Genomic DNA, 16778 nt, shown 5'->3' on the forward strand with positions numbered 1-16778 from the left:
ATGGATTGAGCATGAGTCTCTCGAGGCTGCAGACCGCGACCGATATCTTGCAGGCGTGCACCCGTGCCTACGAGGCCAAGGCGTGTCAGGCGCACCGGGAGATGGCGCTCGGCGGTGGTGAGACGTCCTCACCGCTGACGCTGGGCGCCAGCGCCGTCGACCACTGTCTCGAAGGCGGGTTGGCCTGCGGTGGCTTGCACGAGGTGCGCAGCCCGCTGGCCCGTGACATCGGCGCGGCGACAGGATTCGCGCTCGGGCTCGCAGCCCGTGCCATGGCGGCTGATCGCGGTGGACGCGCTGGAATCGTCTGGGTCACGGATCCGGCCACGCGCGTTGATGGCGGCGGCTTGTTTCCCGCCGGTCTCGCCCAGTACGGGCTCGATCCGTCCTGTCTGACAATGGTCGAACCGGGCGATCTGCAAGGTGCCATGTGGGCCGCCGACGAGGCGGCGGGCTGTGCCGGTCTGGCGGCGCTGATCTTCCAGATCAAGGGCAACCCGGCGCGCTTCGACATGACGGCGACCCGGCGGTTGATGCTGCGCGCGCGTGGCAGCGGCGTGCTGGCACTGACCCTGCGCCAGAGCGGTGAGGAGGAGGCGAGTGCGGCGGCAACGCGCTGGAGGGTGAACACGGAAATGTCCGGGGCGGACGACAACTATCAAAATGGCGTCGGGGCAATGCGGCTGTCCCTGACGCTGGAACGCAACCGCGCCGGACGTACCGGCCAATGGCTTTTAGCCTGGAACCCCAAAGACAGAAGTTTCCACCATGCCGCTCCAAACCCACAGGCCCGCGCCAACCCGTCAGCGCATTCTCTCGATCGCCTTCCCGTCTCTGCCAACCGACGCGATCCATCGGGCAAGATGGGGCAAGTCCTGGATCTCAGACGGGATTTTGGACGCGCATCCTGACGCACCGCCGGTCGTCGTCACCGACACCATCAAGAATGCCATCCGCATCACCGCCCTGGATCAACGCGCCCGCAACAGCGGCGTGCGGCTCAATCAAAGCTTGAGCGATGCCCGCGCGCTGGTGCCGGATCTCGATTGCCACCCGGCGGATGGCGCCCGCAACCGGGCTCTTTTGCTGAAGATCGCCGGCTGGTGCGAGCGCTACACCCCGCTTGTTGCGCTGGATGCGGCCCCCGAGGCCGAGGGCAACCACGGCCTGTTCATGGACATCACCGGCTGCGCCCATCTGCTTGGCGGCGAGGCGGGGCTGGTTTCCGATCTCGAGGCAAGGCTGCGCGCACAGGGTTTCCACGCCCGGCTCTGCCTCGCCGATACCCCGGGGGCTGCCTGGGCGATGGCGCGCTACGGCCAGGCCCGGATCATCGCCGAGGGCGCCCACGCCGAGGCAATCCTGCCGCTGAGCCTGAGCGGCCTGCGCTTGCCGCCGGCCATGGTCGCCTCGCTTGGCCGTGTCGGTCTCAAGACCATCGGCTGCATCGCCGGACTGCCGCGCGCGCCCCTGGCCGCCCGCTTCGGTGCCCGCTTGATGCAGCGCCTCGATCAGGCGCTGGGCCGCGAGACCGAAGCGATTTCGCCGATCATGCCGGTGGCGGAGCTTTCCACCGAACGCCGTTTTGCCGAGCCGCTGACCCATCACGACGAGATCAGCCATGTGACCGCGGCCCTTGCCGAAGGCATCATCGAGCCGCTGGAACGGCGCGGTTTGGGCTTGCGTCACGGACGGCTCAAGCTGTTCCGGGTCGATGGCCATGTCAGTGAACTCGACGTGCAGACCGCACGGCCCTTGCGCGACGCCCCGCTGATCCGTCGCCTGTTCGCCGAACGCATCGCCGGCCTGCATGACGATCTTGACGCCGGTTTCGGCTTTGATCTGGTCCGGCTCGATGTGGTTCATGCCGATCCCTTCGATGCGGCGCAAGCCGAGATGATGGCGGGCCATTCAGCCGGCCAGGGCCAGGATGCCCTGGTCGACAGGCTCGGCGCGCGGCTCGGACTGGAGCGGGTCCAGCGCTTCGTGCTGGCTGACACCCATATTCCCGAGCGCAGTTTCGGCCGCCAGCCGGTGGCCCATCTTGGCGCGGCTTCGGCAAGGCAAGCCGCAGGCAATGCCGTGCTGGCGCTCACGCCGGAAATTGACCTCCCTGCCGGCATTGTCACCCGGCCGCTGATTCTGTTCGACCGGCCCGAACTGATGCAGACCATCGCCGAGGTGCCCGACGGCCCGCCGCTCAAGTTCCGCTGGCGCGGTGTGGCCTACGAGGTCAACCGCTCCGAAGGCCCCGAACGCATTGCCTGCGAATGGTGGCTCGACGGCCGCGGCGCCCGCACCCGGGATTATTTCCGCGTCGAGGACCGCCAGGGCTACCGGTTCTGGATGTTCCGCCACGGCCTTTACGGACGCGAGACCAGTGATCCCGCCTGGTACATGCACGGGCTGTTCGCATGAGCGTGCCATCCACAGGGTCGGCCTATGTCGAACTGGCCGCCACCAGCAATTTCTCCTTCCTGCGCGGCGCATCCCATGCCGAGGAACTGGTGGTGCAGGCCGCGCGGCTCGGCCTTGGAGGCATCGCGATAACCGACCGCAATTCGCTCGCCGGCGTGGTCCGTGGCCACATGGCGGCGAAGGAAGCCGGGCTGGCCTACGCGCCGGGTTGCCGGCTGGTGTTCATGGATGCGACACCGGACATTCTCGTCTGGCCCGAAGACCGCACTGCTTACGCCCATCTGTGTGAATTGCTGACGGCAGGCAAACGCCGCGCTCCGAAGGGCGAATGCCATCTGACGCTCGAGGATCTGCTCACCCACGGCGAGGGCCTTCTGATGGCCGTCGTTGCGCCTGCCGGTGCGGTTAGCGCGGGGCTGACTTCCACACTGGAAGAGCTGCGTGCCGCCTTCCCCGATCATCTTCATCTGGCCCTGTCCCGGGCCTATGGCAGCGCCGACCAGCGCCATATGGCGATGCTCGCCCGGCAGGCGCGCAAGCACCGCCTGCCGCTGGTGGCAATCGGCGACGTGCTCTACCATGCGCCCGATCGTCGGCCGCTGCAGGACGTGCTGACCTGCATCCGCGAAGGCAGGACACTGGCGGCCGCCGGCACAAGGCTGCAGCCCAATGCCGAACGGCATCTGCGCGCGCACAGAGAGATGCTGCATCTGTTCAAGGGCTACGAGCCAGCGGTGGCGCAAGCCGCCTCGCTGTTCAAGCGCATCCGCTTTTCGCTCGACGAGCTGCGCTACCAGTATCCCGACGCGCCGGTGTTTGACGAACTCGGGCCGGATCCGCAATCGGCCCAGGAGGCGCTGGAAAAGCTCACCGAAATCGGCCTGAAGAAACGTTATCCCGGCGGTGCGCCGGACAAGGTCCTGAAAGCCATTGCCCATGAAACCCAACTGATCAGAAAGCTCGACTACGCGCCCTATTTCCTCACCGTCTACGACATTGTCCGCTTCGCCCGTTCTCAAAAGATTCTCTGCCAGGGCCGCGGCTCGGCCGCCAATTCCGCCGTTTGCTACTGTCTTGAGATCACCGAGGTCGATCCGGGCAAGGTCGACCTCCTGTTCGAGCGTTTCATTTCCGAGGAGCGCAACGAGCCGCCCGACATCGATGTCGACTTCGAGCACGAGCGGCGCGAGGAGGTGATCCAGTACATATACTCAAAGTATGGGCGCGAGCGGGCCGGGCTCGCGGCCGCCGTGATCACCTACCGCGCCCGCTCGGCGATCCGCGAGGTCGGCAAGGTGTTCGGCCTCTCCGACGACGCGATCAGCGCTATCTCCGGAACCAAATGGGGCGGCTGGTCACGCGAGGTCGACCCCGAGGACGCCCGCCGCGCCGGTCTTGATCCGGCGGACAAGCATCTTGCCCAGATGCTCGATCTCGCCTCCCAGATCACCGGCTTCCCGCGCCATCTCTCGCAACATGTCGGCGGCTTTGTCATCACCCGCGACAAGCTCTCCTCGCTGATCCCGATCGAGAACGCGGCGATGGAGGACCGAACCATCGTCGAGTGGGACAAGGACGACCTCGAAAGCCTCGGCATGCTCAAGATCGACGTGCTGGCCCTCGGCATGCTGACCTGCATCCGCAAGGCCTTCACCCTTCTCGACACCCATTACGGCCGCCGCGAGACGCTGTCCTCGCTGCCCGACGAGGATGGCGCGACCTATGACATGATCTGCCGCGCCGACACCATCGGCGTCTTCCAGATCGAAAGCCGGGCGCAGATGTCGATGCTGCCGCGGCTCCGGCCACGCACCTATTACGATCTGGTCATCGAGGTGGCGATTGTCCGCCCCGGCCCGATCCAGGGTGACATGGTCCATCCCTATCTGCGCCGCCGCCAGGGCAAGGAACAGGTGTCCTTTCCCAAGGAGGAATTGCGCGCCGTGCTCGGCAAGACGCTCGGCGTGCCACTGTTCCAGGAGCAGGCGATGAACATCGCCATCGTCGCCGGCGGTTTCTCGCCGGGGGAGGCCGACAAGCTGCGCCGCGCCATGGCCACTTTCCGCCGCGTCGGCACCATCGGTTCGTTCCAGCAGAAGATGGTCGAGGGCATGGTTCGAAACGGCTACGAGCGCGATTTTGCCGAGCACTGTTTCCGCCAGATCGAGGGCTTTGGCGAATACGGCTTCCCCGAAAGCCATGCCGCCAGTTTCGCGCTGCTGGTCTATGTCTCCTGCTGGCTCAAATGCCATTATCCGGATGTCTTCTGTGCCGCCATTCTCAACTCCCAGCCGATGGGGTTCTATGCTTCCGCCCAGCTGATCCGCGATGCCCGCGAGCATGGCGTCGAGGTTCGCCCGGTCGATATCAATTGCTCGGACTGGGATGCCACGCTGGAGCCTGATGCCGATCCGCAGCCGCTGTCAGCCCGGCACCGCGAGATGAAGGACATCATGAAACACAGCCATGCGGTGCGGCTGGGGCTGCGCCACGTCAAGGGATTTGGCGAGGCCGAAGCCCTGCAGCTCATGCAGAACCGCGGCCGCGGCTATGACAGTGTCCGCGATCTGTGGATGCGCTCGGGCCTGCCACGCCGTGCCATCGAGCAACTGGCCGAAGCCGATTGCTTCCGCTCCATCGGGCTCGATCGCCGCGATGCGCTGTGGGCGGTCAAGGCGCTCGACCCGCTCTCCAGCGCCGAGCGGCTGCCGCTGTTCGCGCTTGCCGACGGTCACGATCTGCAGAAGGAGCCCGATGTCGACCTGCCACCGATGCCGCTGGGCGAGCAGGTGATCAATGATTACCAGTCATTGTCCTTCTCATTGAAGGCGCACCCGATGTCCTTCCTGCGCGAACGGCTTGCGGGCAAGGGATGCCGGCTGAATGTCGATCTGGAAAAAATCCGCTCCGGCAGGGTGGTCAAGGTGGCGGGGCTCGTGCTGGTCAGGCAGCGCCCGGGCTCGGCCAAAGGGGTGGTGTTCGAGACCATCGAGGACGAGACCGGCGTCGCCAACATCATTGTCTGGCCCAAGGTGTTCGAGAAGTTCCGCGCCATCGTGCTCGGCAGCCGCTGCATCGGTGTGCGCGGCAGGCTGCAGAACGAGCAGGGCGTCATCCATGTGGTGGCCGAATATCTCGAGGACCTGACCCCGATCATGGCGCAGATTTCCGACATGGCGGGCGAGATGGGCGGGCTTGCCAATGCCGATGAGGTTCGCCGTCCGATTGACGATATGCGCGGCCGCGACCGCAAGCCCGCAGCCCAGATCATCAGGCTGATCCGGGATGCGCCGGAGCTGCGCCAGGATTACGAAGAAATGGCAAGTGTCAGGGCCGCGGGCCGGGCCTTGCCGAAAGGCCGCAATTTTCACTGACGCCGGCTGCGCCGATCGAGGGCACCGCGCATGTCCATCACCGTTGACGTTTCGCTCACGCTTCGCATCACGATGATGATTGCGCCCGCTGTCGTTTCATCACGCTGCCGCCTGGACTCAACCCTTTGATCATATCTGGCATTACCGGTGAATCGATCCTGAGAATAGTCTGGCAGGTGATCCCGTTCGCATGTTTCATGCTGATCGTGGTTTTGCTCGTTGCCTTAGTACCCGCGTTGTCCGCCACGCTGCTGCCTGCAATCTCTCAACAGGAGGACCGGAGACATGTCAAGCACCTATCTCAAGAAAGCCGCAAGAACCTCGACCTCTGACTCCGGTTCCGTCCGCGAAACGGTTCAGGCGATTCTTGACGAGATCGAAGCCGGCGGCGAGGCGGCAGCCCGCAGCTATGCCGAGAAATTCGACCGCTACACCGGCAACATCAAGGTTACCCGCGAGGAGATCGACGCGGCAGCGGCAAGCCTGCCACAGAAGCTCAAGGACGACATCCGCTTTGCCCATGACAATGTGCGCAAGTTCGCCGAAGCCCAGAAGAAAACGCTCACCGACATCGAGATCGAGATCGTGCCGGGCCTTGTCGCCGGGCAGAAGACCATCCCGATCGAGGCTGCCGGCTGTTATGTGCCCGGTGGCCGCTACAGCCATGTCGCCTCGGCCATTATGACCGTGACCACGGCTAAGGTTGCCGGCTGCAGGCACATCACCGTCTGTTCGCCGCCGCGCCCTGAAGTCGGCGTGCATCCGGCAATTCTCTACACCGCCGATATTTGTGGCGCCGATACGATCCTCGCCATGGGAGGGGTCCAGGGCGTGGCCTCGATGGCCTTCGGTCTGTTCGACGTGCCGTCCGCGGGCATTCTGGTCGGCCCCGGCAACCAGTTCGTCGCCGAAGCCAAGCGCATCCTGTTCGGCCGCGTCGGCATCGACATGTTTGCGGGCCCGACCGACAGCCTGATCCTGGCCGACAGACATGCAGATCCGGAGATAGTCGCAGCCGACCTCGTCGGTCAGGCCGAGCACGGCTACAACTCACCGGTCTGGCTCGTCACCGACGACCGCGAACTGGCCGAAACGGTTATGGAGCTCGTCCCCAGGCACATCGCGACATTGCCCGACCTCAACCGCGACAACGCCGAAGCCGCCTGGCGTGATTTCGCCGAAATTATTCTCTGCGACAGCCGTGAGGAAATGGCCGCGACATCGGATGACTATGCGCCCGAGCACCTCACCGTTCAGGCTGCCGATCTCGATTGGTGGCTGGGCCGGCTTGGCTGTTATGGCTCGCTGTTTCTCGGCGAGGAAACCACTGTCGCCTTCGGCGACAAGGCTTCGGGTCCCAACCACGTGCTGCCGACTTCCGGAGCCGCGCGCTACACCGGCGGGCTGTCGGTGCACAAGTTCATGAAAATCGTCACCTGGCAGCGCGCCACCCGCGACGGCGCCCGGCCGATTGCCGAGGCGACGGCCCGGATCTCGCGGCTCGAGGGCATGGAAGGCCACGCCCGCACCGCCGACATCAGATTGCGCAAATATTTCCCCGGCGAGAACTTCGATCTCTCCGGCACCGGACAGGATATCTGAGATGCACGGCAGCAACCTGTTCGATCTGACCGGCCGCGTCGCACTGGTGACCGGGGCAAGTTCCGGGCTGGGGCGAGCCGCCGCAAGCTTTCTGGTCCGGGCCGGTGCGAAGGTGGTCGGCGTGGCGCGCCGTGCCGAAGCGCTCGAGCAATGGCGGAGCGAAGCCGGCGGCGAAACCGCGGCCCTTGCTGCCGATCTCGCAACAGAAATCGACCTTGCCGCACTCGCCGGCAGGGTTGCCGATCCGTTCGGTCCACCGGATATCCTGATCAATGCCGCTGGTCTCAATTTGCGCCAATCGGCAGATCAGGTGACGCAAGAAGGCTGGGCAAAAACCATTGGCCTCAACCTCACGGTTCCGTTTTTCCTGGCCCAGGCACTGGTCCCCGCCATGCGCGAGAAGCGCTGGGGCCGGATCATCAATTTTGCCTCGCTGCAATCGCGCCGGGCATTTACGAACGGCATCGCCTATGGCGCATCCAAGGGCGGTGTCGAGCAGATGACCCGCGCCATGGCCGAGGCCTGGTCGCGCGACGGTATCAACGCAAATGCACTTGCGCCCGGGTTCTTTCCCACCGAACTCACCGGCCCGGTCTTCGCCGACAAGGAGGTGTCCGCCCGGCATGCCGCATCCACCTGCATTGGCCGCAATGGTAAGGTGGCGGACATTGAGGGACCACTGCTGTTTCTGGCCTCCGGCGCCTCGGCCTATGTCACTGGCCAGGTACTCTTCGTGGACGGAGGATACACCGCCAAATGAAAGCGCTCGTCTACACCGCGCCTGAACGCCTCGTCTATCGCGAACAACCTGCGCCTGTGCTTCCCGTCGGGGAATGCCTCGTCCGGGTCGAGGCGGTGGGCATCTGCGGCTCAGACATGCATGCCTATCTCGGGCATGACGAACGGCGGCCTGCGCCGCTGATTCTCGGCCATGAAGCGGCCGGGGTGGTGGTTGACGGGCCGGGTAAGGGCAGCCGGGTCACGATCAATCCGCTTGCTACCTGTGGCAAATGTCGCGCCTGCCGGGAAGGCCGCAACAATCTCTGCCCCGAGCGTCAAATCCTGTCGATGGCGCCGCGTCAGGGGGCATTTGCCGAACTCATTGCCATCCCGCCGGAAAATCTGGTTGAGGTGCCCGACCATGTTTCCTTCGAGACGGCATGCCTGGCCGAGCCGTTGGCCTGCGGCTGGCACGCCATGCGCCTGGGCGCGCACGCACTGGGTGGCCTTCTGGATACCAAGTGCCTCGTCATCGGCGGCGGCGCCATTGGCCTCGGCGCCGCATTGGCGCTGAAAGCCAACAGCGTCGCCGACGTCACCATCAGCGAAGCCAATCAGCGCCGGGTTCCGGCCTTGACCTCGGCCGGTGATTTCCACGTCATTACGCCGGATGACATTCTGGGCCAGGAACCCGGCGGTTATGATCTGGTGATTGATGGCGTCGGCTTTTCAGCAACAAGGGCAGCAGCCAGCCGCGCCGTCCGGCCCGGTGGTATCATCGTTCACATCGGTCTAGGAGACGCCATTGACGGGCTCGACATCCGCCGCATGACCTTGCAGGAAGTCAGCTTCATTGGAGCCTACACCTACACACCGCAGGATTTTCGTGACACCGCCGCAGCCATTTTCGATGGCCGTTTCGGAAACCTCGACTGGGCCGAATGTCGCGCGCTTGAAGAGGGCGCCGAAGCCTTCGCCGATATCCGGGCCGGCCGGGCGGCTGCGCCAAAGATTATCCTAAGGCCATGAATGGGTGTCTTGCCCAACCGGGGCAGGCGATATGGACAGTCTCAGGAGATGCCACGCTACTATCGAATGTTGATGATGCGTATTACGCTGGGTGCAGCTCGTCCGGTCGGTTCGTTTTGATAATTCTTTGATTTGCGGAGCTTAATAAATGGCCATTTCCGATCTGCAGGCGCGCGCCCGTAGCCTGTTTCCCGGTCTGCTGCTGGCCTTGACGATTGCCGCTGCCGCAAAATTCCTTTCGGAGCATTACATCGCGCCGGTCATGCTGTTTGCGCTGCTGATCGGTATGGCCTTCAACTTCATGGCAGACCAGGACCGGACCGCAGAGGGCGTCGTTTTCGCTTCCAAGACCCTGCTCCGGCTCGGTATCGTGCTGCTGGGTGCGCGCATTACACTTGGTGATATCGCTGGCATCGGAACCTCCGGACTGGCCACGGTGGCGGCACTGATGGCGCTCACCATCGGCTTCGGCTTTGTCTGCGCCAGACTGTTTTCGCGCGGCTGGCGTTTTGCCGTTCTGACCGGCGGCGCCGTCGCCATCTGCGGCGCATCGGCAGCACTGGCTCTGGCAGCCGTCATTCCGGCCAATGACAAGACCGAGCGCAATGTGCTGTTTACGGTGGTGGCTGTCACCACGCTGTCGACCATCGCCATGATCATCTATCCAGTCCTTTTTGGCCTGGCCGGATTGAGCGACGCACAGAGCGGTTTTCTCATCGGCGCCACAATCCATGACGTGGCCCAGGTGGTGGGGGCCGGGTATTCGATTTCGACCGAAGCCGGCGACACCGCGACCATCGTAAAGCTGCTGCGTGTAACACTCTTGCCCGTGGTCCTGATCATTGTTGCCTTGGCCACCGCGCGCCGCGAAACCGGTTTCTCCCAGGTGCGATTACCGCTCTTCGTGGTCGGCTTTGGCACTGTCACGATCGCCAACAGCACCGGCCTGCTCCCGTCAGCAGTTGGAGGCTTTCTGGTCGATGCCTCGTCCTGGTTGCTGATCATCGCCATTTCGGCGCTGGGCGTGCGCACCAACATGAAGGCGATGATGGAGCTGGGCTGGCGGCATGTAGCTGTCATCGTGGTTGAAACACTGTTTCTCCTGACACTGGCCTGGGCGGCAGTCTCGCTCGGACTTGCAGGACTCTGACAGCCGGTTCGCTATCCATATCGCCGTTTTTGCGTCGGTTCAGCTCGGCAGAAAGCCGTAAAAATGGCCCGCACTACTGCCGCCGCAAGTGCTTGACACACCCAGGCCCCTGTGTCCTCAATGAACCTTTCACAGGGGCGACAAGGAGAACATACCGCGCCTGCACGCTGTGAAGACAGGGAACCTCAACTGGGAACGGTATCATGAAACAATTTCAGAGAGTTATCGCGGCAGGGCTGCTATGCGCTGCTGCAGCCTTTGCGCCGGTCGCGGCACAGGCTGAGACGCCGGCCGACACCCTTATCCAGGCTTGGGCAATTGACGACATCATAACGCTTGACCCGGCTGAAGTGTTCGAGTTTTCGGCATCGGAAATCCTCGGCAACGCCTACCAGGGCCTCGTCGGATACAACGTCAATGATGTCTCCGAGATCTTCGGTGTGGTGGCCGAGAAGTGGGACATCTCCGAGGACGGCAAGACCTTCACCTTTACCATCCGCCCGGGCATGAAGTTTGCGTCGGGCAACCCGATTACCGCGGATGATGCAGTCTACACCCTGCAGCGTGTGATCAAGCTCGACAAGTCACCGGCCTTCATTCTCACCCAGTTCGGCTTCAACGCCGACAATGTCGATGCCATGATCCGCAAGACCGGAGACATGACTTTCGAGTTCGAGATGGACAAGCCCTATGCGCCGACGCTGGTGCTTTATTGCCTGACGGCGACAGTGGGCTTCATCGTCGACAGCGAACTGGTCAAGAGCCACGAGGAAGACGGCGATTTCGGCTACAACTGGCTCAAGACCAATTACGCCGGTTCCGGTCCCTTCACCATCCGTGACTGGCGCGCCAACGAAGCCGTGGTGCTTGAGCGCAACGACAATTATTCCGGTGATGCTCCGGCAATGGCGCGCGCCATCTATCGCCACATTCCCGAAACCGCGACCCAGCGGCTATTGCTGGAGCAGGGCGATATCGACATTGCCCGCAATGTCAGCGCCGAAGAGATCGCGGCCTTGTCGACCAATGCCGACATCGTCATCGAAAGCGGCGTCAAGGGGTCGATCTACTACCTCGGGCTGAACCAGAAGAACGAAAACCTGGCCAAGCCCGAGGTGCGTCAGGCGATGAAACATCTCGTCGATTACGCGACCATCGCCGACACCATCATGAAGGGCAAGGTGGTGCCGCATCAGGCCTTCCTCCCGCGCGGGTTCCTCGGCGCGCTGGAAGACACGCCGTTTTCGCTCGATGTCGAAAAGGCCAAGAAACTGCTTGCCGAAGCCGGTCTGGCCGATGGTTTTACGGTCACCATGGACACACGCAACACACCTGAAATCACCTCGATGGGTCAGGCCATCCAGCAGACCATGGCGCAGGCCGGCATCAACATGGAACTGATCCCTGGCGACGGACAACAAACGCTGACCAAGTACCGCGCCCGCAACCACGACATCTACATTGGCCGTTGGGGCCCGGACTATCAGGATCCGCACACCAATGCCGATACATTCGCCCGCAATCCCGACAACTCCGATGATGCGGCGTCCAAACCGCTGGCCTGGCGCAATGCCTGGGATATCCCGGAGATGACGCTCAAGGCCGACGCGGCGATTCTCGAAGCCGACGCGGCCAAGCGCGCCCAGATGTATATCGATCTGCAAAGAGAACATCAGCAGGTATCGCCCTTTGTCATCATGTTCCAGGAGATCGAGGTTCTGGCACGCCGCAAGAATGTCGAGGGTTTTGTCATTGGGCCATCGTTCAACGACAACTCTTTCAAGGCCGTGACCAAGTAAGTGTCTGCAATCCCCGCTCTAACGGAGGGGCGCCAGCGCGCCCTTCCGGCACTGTTCGGCAAGGCTTCCCGGCTTCTTGCCACCATAGCCGTGACCATTTTCGGCCTGCTCGTCGTCACCTTCCTGATTGGCCGGGTGGTCCCGGTTGACCCGGTGCTTGCTGTCGTTGGCGACCGGGCTTCGCAGTCGACCTATGACAAGGCCTTCGTCGAGCTCGGACTTGACCGCCCGCTCTATGTGCAGTTCGGTCTTTATGTCGAGAAGGCGGTCACCGGTGATTTCGGCGAAAGCCTGCTCACCAAAAAACCGATCATCGATGACATTGCCCGTGCTTTCCCCGCGACGCTTGAACTGGCCACGGTGGCGATCCTCATCGGCACGCTGCTGGGAATTCCGGTCGGAGTATGGGCCGCCGTCCGGCAGGGCAAGCTGGTTGACCAGGTGGTTCGCATCATCGGGTTGCTGGGCTACTCGGCGCCGATCTTCTGGCTCGGTCTGCTCGGACTACTGGTGTTTTATGCCAAATGGGGCATTGTCGCCGGCCCCGGCCGCATCGACATTTCCTACGAATATGCCTTCACCCCCACCACCGGACTGTTTCTTCTCGACACCGCGATGCAGGGTCAATGGGCCGCCTTCCGCAACGTGGTCTCCCACATTGCCTTGCCCGCAGCACTGCTGGGCTATTTCTCCATGGCCTATATTGCGCGGATGACGCGCAGTTTCATGCTCAACGAGCTGGCGCAGGAATATGTCGTCACGGCGAGGGTAAAAGGCGTGGCGGAATGGCGCATCATCTGGGTGCATGCGCTCAGGAATGCGGCCGTGCCGCTGGTCACCGTGATCACCCTTTCCTATGCGAGCCTGCTCGAAGGTTCGGTGTTGACCGAAACCGTCTTCGCTTGGCCCGGCCTAGGTCAGTATCTGACCAATTCGCTGCAGAATGCCGACATGAATGCGGTGCTCGGCGGCACTCTTCTGATCGGCATCATCTTCGTCGGCCTCAACCTGTTGTCCGATTTCCTCTACACCGTGCTTGATCCCCGGGTCAGGAGGCGCTCATGAGCACCCCGGTTTCACGCCAGAGCCTCGGCGATTGGCTCACAAGCGAGCAGCCGGTCTCGCGCAGTCAGGCACGGCTTGGCCAAATCTGGCGGACCTGGAAACTGTTCAGCGGCAACCGGCTCGGAATGGTTGGCCTGGGAATTGTCGTTCTCTTGGTGCTGGTTGCGATCTTTGCCAATGTCATGGCGCCCTACGACCCGCTGCTGGGCGGCGATCTGCGCACCGAACGCCTGCTGCCACCCTCCTGGGAACACCTGATGGGCACCGACGATCTGGCGCGTGACATCTTCAGCCGTGTGGTTCACGGCGCGCGGCTGACGCTGCTTGTCGTCGCTCTGGTGGCTATCATCGCCACACCGATCGGACTGCTCGTCGGCACCGTCTCGGGCTATTTCGGCGGCTGGGTCGACACGGTGCTGATGCGTATCACCGACATCTTCCTGGCCTTCCCGCGGCTGATCCTGGCGCTGGCTTTCGTTGCCGCTCTCGGCCCGGGCATCGAGAATGCCATCATCGCCATCGCTATTACCTCGTGGCCGCCCTATGCACGGCTTGCCCGCGCCGAAACACTCACCATCCGCAATGCCGAGCACATCGACGCGATTCGGCTGCAGGGCGCATCCTCACCGCGTATTATCTGGGGACATGTGGTGCCGCTGTGCCTGTCCTCGGTAATCATTCGCGTCACCCTCGATATGGCGGGGATCATTCTGACCGCAGCCGGCTTGGGATTCCTCGGGCTTGGCGCGCAGCCGCCGCAACCCGAATGGGGCGCGATGATCGCCGGCGGCCGGCGCTTCATCATCGATTACTGGTGGGTGGCGACCATGCCCGGCATTGCCATTTTCGCCGTCTCGCTCGGTTTTAATCTGCTCGGCGACGGCCTGCGCGACGTGCTCGATCCGAAGGCCGGGAAATGAGCCAGCTGCTGACGGTCGAAAACCTGCGCATTGCCTTTCCCTCGCGAAAGGGCCCTGTGGAAGTGGTGCGCGGTGTCAGTTTCAGTCTTGGCCGTGAACGGCTCGGCATTGTCGGCGAGAGCGGATCCGGAAAGTCTCAGACCGGCCGCGCCATTCTCGGCCTGACCCCGGTCTCAGGCACCGCCACCGCCGAGCGGCTGGAGTTCGACGGCATCAATCTGCGCAATGCCAGTCCGCGGCAATGGCGCAAGTTGCGCGGCGCCCGCATGTCGATGGTGATGCAGGATCCGAAATTCTCATTGAACCCGGTGATGACCGTCGGTCGTCAACTGATGGAAGCGGTCAAGCTGCATGGCGGCAAGACGGAAGCCAGGGACAAGTCTCTCGCCATGCTTGAAGCCGTGCAAATCCGTGACCCTGAACGTGTGATGGCGGCCTATCCGCATGAGCTTTCCGGCGGCATGGGCCAGCGCGCCATGATTGCCATGATGCTGATCACCGAGCCTGATCTGCTGATCGCAGACGAACCGACCTCGGCACTCGATGTCACCGTGCAGATCGAGGTCCTGCGCATTCTCGATCGCCTGGTCACCGAACGTGGCATGGGGTTGGTCTTCATCAGCCACGATCTGCGGCTTGTCGCGACCTTTTGCGACCGGGTGCTGGTCATGTATGCGGGGCGTGTGGTGGAAGAACTCGACGCCCGGCATATGGATCAGGCCAGTCACCCCTATACCAGGGGGCTGCTCAACTGCCTGCCGACGATTTCCGGCGACACCCGCCCGCTGCCGGTTCTCGCGCGCGACGACGCCTGGCTCGAATAGGAAACGCGCATGGCCTTGATCGACATAGAGAACCTCGAAGTCACGTTTTCCGGCGGCGGCCGTCACGTCCGCGCACTCACGGGCGTGTCGCTCGCGGTCGAGGAAGAAGATAGTTTCGGCATCGTCGGCGAAAGCGGCTCCGGCAAGTCGACGGTTCTGCGCGCGCTGTGCGGATTAACGCCGGTAACCGCCGGCCGCATCAGCATCGACGGGAAGCCTGTGCCGTCGCCGCGCGACCAGGCATTTTATCGCCGGGTGCAGATGGTGTTTCAGGACCCCTATGCCTCGCTGCACCCGCGCCACACCATCGACCGCGTGTTGTCGGAGCCCCTGGTCATCCACGGCCTCGATCATGTGGAGAAGCGGGTTGAACAGGCGCTTGAGGATGTCGGGCTGGGTGCAGGCTTCCGTTTCCGCTATCCGCACCAGCTGTCAGGCGGACAGCGCCAGCGCGTTGCCATCGCCCGTGCGCTGATCCTGGAACCGAAAATCATCCTGCTCGACGAGCCGACCTCGGCACTTGACGCCTCGATCCAGGCCGAGGTGCTCAATCTGCTCGACCGTTTGCGGGCGCAGCGCGGCCTTACCTACATTCTGGTCAGCCACGATCTTGCAGTCGTCTCGCACATGTGCGACCGGCTGGTGGTGATGCAGTCGGGCGAGGTGGTCGAAGAACTGACACGCGAAGCGTTGCAGGCCCACGAGACGACCCAGACCTATACCCGCAACCTGCTGACGGCGAGCGCGGGCTTTACCCGTAGCCCCGCCCGTCCGCGCTGATGGAGCCAGCCATGGCAAAGACGCCATTTTTCGACGGCCACAATGACTTCCTGCTGCGTTTGCTGCGCGCGCCTGAAAACCGCGAGGCGCTGTGGCTGGAGGAGTGGCAGGAGGGGCACCTCGACCTGCCACGCATGCAGAAGGCGGGCTTCGCCGGCGGTTTCTTCGCCATCTACATTCCGTCTCCGGAAGAGCCCGGCGCGCCCGATTATCAGGCGATGATGGACGCGCCGCCTTATGATCTGCCGCTGCCGCAACTGATGAGCGCCGATGAAACGCAAGCCACCGCATTGCAGATGGCGGCCCATCTGATGTGGATGGAACGAACCTCGAAGGGCGCTCTGAAGATCTGCCGCAGCACGGCCGATCTCAACGCCTGCATGCAGACCGGCACCATCGCGGCAATCATGCACATGGAGGGTGCCGAAGCCATCGGCCCCGACCTCGACGCGCTCTACGCCTTTCATGCCATGGGTCTGCGATCGCTTGGCCCGGTCTGGAGCAGGCCGACCGTCTTCGGCCACGGCGTACCGTTCCGCTTTCCCGGAGATCCCGACACCGGGCCAGGCCTCACCGATGCCGGCAAGCAGCTGGTCAAGGCCTGCAACGAGCTGAAGATCATGATCGACCTGTCGCACCTGAACGAGAAGGGCTTTGATGATGTCGCCCGCCTCTCGGATGCCCCGCTGGTCGCCACCCATTCCAACGCCCACGCGGTCACGCCCTCGACCCGCAACCTGACCGACCGTCAGCTTTCAATGATCCGCGAGAGTGGCGGCATGGTCGGCCTCAACTACGCCACCGTGTTCCTGCGTGAAGACGGCCGCAAGGCCACCGATTGCGGCTGGGACCCGGTGATGCGCCACCTCGATCATCTCATCGAGAAGCTCGGCGAAGATCATGTCGGCTTCGGCTCCGACTTCGACGGCGCCGAACTGCCCGACGTCATCGGCGATGTCACGGGCGTTCAGGCGCTGATCGGGCAGATGCACGAACGGCAATATGGCGAGGCGCTGATCGAGAAGATCGCCCGGAAGAACTGGATTGCGCTTCTGGAACGGACCTGGGGGGTGTGATTCCGTCGACGCAGCGCCACT

Annotated in this window: 13 protein-coding genes; all 13 read left to right on the forward strand. The window is 63.3% G+C overall.

What is annotated here, in order from left to right:
* Positions 1-11: 11 nt before the first annotated feature.
* The 13 genes from CRO46_RS20170 to CRO46_RS14520 all read left to right on the forward strand — a co-directional run bounded on the left by CRO46_RS20170 (position 12) and on the right by CRO46_RS14520 (position 16757).
* Positions 12-911, forward strand: coding sequence for an ImuA family protein (locus CRO46_RS20170; RefSeq protein WP_244577905.1), 900 nt, complete (start codon positions 12-14; stop codon positions 909-911).
* The gene (locus tag CRO46_RS14465) at positions 895-2418 is read left to right on the forward strand and encodes a Y-family DNA polymerase (protein ID WP_244577906.1); all 1524 of its coding nucleotides are present in this window, start codon (positions 895-897) and stop codon (positions 2416-2418) included. The genes CRO46_RS20170 and CRO46_RS14465 overlap by 17 nt, the downstream gene beginning before the upstream one ends.
* Positions 2415-5792, forward strand: coding sequence for an error-prone DNA polymerase (locus tag CRO46_RS14470; RefSeq protein WP_097108497.1), 3378 nt, complete (start codon positions 2415-2417; stop codon positions 5790-5792). The genes CRO46_RS14465 and CRO46_RS14470 overlap by 4 nt, the downstream gene beginning before the upstream one ends.
* A gap of 285 nt (positions 5793-6077) precedes the next feature.
* Entirely contained in the window at positions 6078-7394 is a 1317-nt protein-coding gene (hisD, locus tag CRO46_RS14475) for a histidinol dehydrogenase (protein WP_097108498.1), read from the forward strand.
* A 1-nt stretch (position 7395) separates the two neighbouring features.
* Complete coding sequence (locus tag CRO46_RS14480) at positions 7396-8154, forward strand: SDR family NAD(P)-dependent oxidoreductase (RefSeq protein WP_097108499.1); 759 nt, start codon at positions 7396-7398, stop codon at positions 8152-8154.
* Complete coding sequence (locus tag CRO46_RS14485) at positions 8151-9143, forward strand: alcohol dehydrogenase catalytic domain-containing protein (RefSeq protein WP_097108500.1); 993 nt, start codon at positions 8151-8153, stop codon at positions 9141-9143. The genes CRO46_RS14480 and CRO46_RS14485 overlap by 4 nt, the downstream gene beginning before the upstream one ends.
* 148 nt (positions 9144-9291) lie before the next feature.
* Positions 9292-10293: a YeiH family protein gene (locus CRO46_RS14490; protein ID WP_097108501.1), complete on the forward strand. Its 1002-nt coding sequence runs from the start codon at positions 9292-9294 to the stop codon at positions 10291-10293.
* A gap of 203 nt (positions 10294-10496) precedes the next feature.
* Entirely contained in the window at positions 10497-12092 is a 1596-nt protein-coding gene (locus CRO46_RS14495) for an ABC transporter substrate-binding protein (protein ID WP_097108502.1), read from the forward strand.
* Positions 12093-13157 carry an ABC transporter permease gene (locus CRO46_RS14500; protein ID WP_097108503.1) on the forward strand — a complete coding sequence of 355 codons (1065 nt, stop codon included), beginning with the start codon at positions 12093-12095 and terminating at the stop codon, positions 13155-13157. It begins immediately after the preceding gene.
* Complete coding sequence (locus CRO46_RS14505; protein ID WP_097108504.1) at positions 13154-14077, forward strand: ABC transporter permease; 924 nt, start codon at positions 13154-13156, stop codon at positions 14075-14077. Before CRO46_RS14500 ends, CRO46_RS14505 begins: the two co-directional genes overlap by 4 nt.
* Positions 14074-14901, forward strand: coding sequence for an ABC transporter ATP-binding protein (locus CRO46_RS14510; protein ID WP_097108505.1), 828 nt, complete (start codon positions 14074-14076; stop codon positions 14899-14901). The genes CRO46_RS14505 and CRO46_RS14510 overlap by 4 nt, the downstream gene beginning before the upstream one ends.
* A gap of 9 nt (positions 14902-14910) precedes the next feature.
* Positions 14911-15681 carry an ABC transporter ATP-binding protein gene (locus tag CRO46_RS14515; RefSeq protein WP_097108506.1) on the forward strand — a complete coding sequence of 257 codons (771 nt, stop codon included), beginning with the start codon at positions 14911-14913 and terminating at the stop codon, positions 15679-15681.
* A gap of 11 nt (positions 15682-15692) precedes the next feature.
* Positions 15693-16757, forward strand: a complete 1065-nt coding sequence (locus CRO46_RS14520; RefSeq protein WP_097108507.1) for a dipeptidase — start codon at positions 15693-15695, stop codon at positions 16755-16757.
* Positions 16758-16778: the final 21 nt, after the last annotated feature.

The organism is Parahoeflea halophila (assembly GCF_900220985.1).
Classification (GTDB): Bacteria; Pseudomonadota; Alphaproteobacteria; order Rhizobiales; family Rhizobiaceae; genus Hoeflea; species Hoeflea halophila.